This window comes from Colwellia sp. TT2012 (genome assembly GCF_001440345.1).
In the GTDB taxonomy this organism is placed as follows: Bacteria; Pseudomonadota; Gammaproteobacteria; order Enterobacterales; family Alteromonadaceae; genus Colwellia.
This window is the reverse complement of sequence record NZ_LJYX01000156.1, coordinates 1-767: the sequence shown is the minus strand read 5'-3', so window position 1 is coordinate 767 and position 767 is coordinate 1. Positions and strand designations below refer to the sequence as shown.

The 767-nt window shown below is 57.8% G+C and carries 1 protein-coding gene; it reads left to right on the top strand.

Features of this window, described 5'->3' with window-relative positions:
* A partial coding sequence (gene cmoB / locus ASU03_RS19290) for a tRNA 5-methoxyuridine(34)/uridine 5-oxyacetic acid(34) synthase CmoB (protein ID WP_082627373.1) occupies positions 1–452 on the top strand: 452 nt, incomplete at its 5' end.
* Positions 453–767: the final 315 nt, after the last annotated feature.

The window sequence follows — 767 nt, the reverse complement described above, 5'->3', positions numbered from 1 at the left end:
CCTGGCACCTGCCCTTCCCGTTCGAAGACCTGCCGCCGAACATGGAAGGTTTCGACACGGTGTTCTCCATGGGCGTGTTCTACCACCGCCGCTCGCCGATCGAGCACTTGCTGGCACTCAAGGATTGCCTGGTCAAGGGTGGCGAACTGGTACTGGAAACCTTGGTGATCGAGGGTGACCAGCAGCAGGTGCTGGTGCCGGTAGCCCGCTATGCGCAGATGCGCAACGTGTGGTTTCTGCCATCCGTGCCGGCACTGATGTTGTGGCTACGCCGTGCGGGTTTCAGCGATGTACGTTGCGTGGATGGAAGCGTAACCAGGGTCGGGAGACAACGCAGGACGGAGTGGATGAAGTATCAGTCGCTGAGTGATTTCCTCGACCCTGAGGATCACAGCAAGACGATTGAAGGGCTGCCGGCGCCGATGCGGGCGGTGATCATCGCCAAGAAATAACCCATCCCTGTAGGAGCCGGCAAGCCCGCTCCTACAAGGTTTTGTAGGCAGTCAACGTTTACAGGGTGTTTCTGAATTACCGCAATCCCGCGCTCCACCCCCGCATTTACTCAGCCTCTCCCCGCGCCTGCCGGTTCTTCCAATACTGGCCTTTCATCTAATTGTCATATTCCAGACATAGAGTGTTCACACGGCCTACCGATACTTGGCCCCGATCCAACTATCCCTATCTGCTAGGAGTAAGGCATGAAACTGAAGCGTTTGATGGCGGCAATGACCTTTGTCGCTGCTGGCGTTGCGACTGCCCACGCGGTG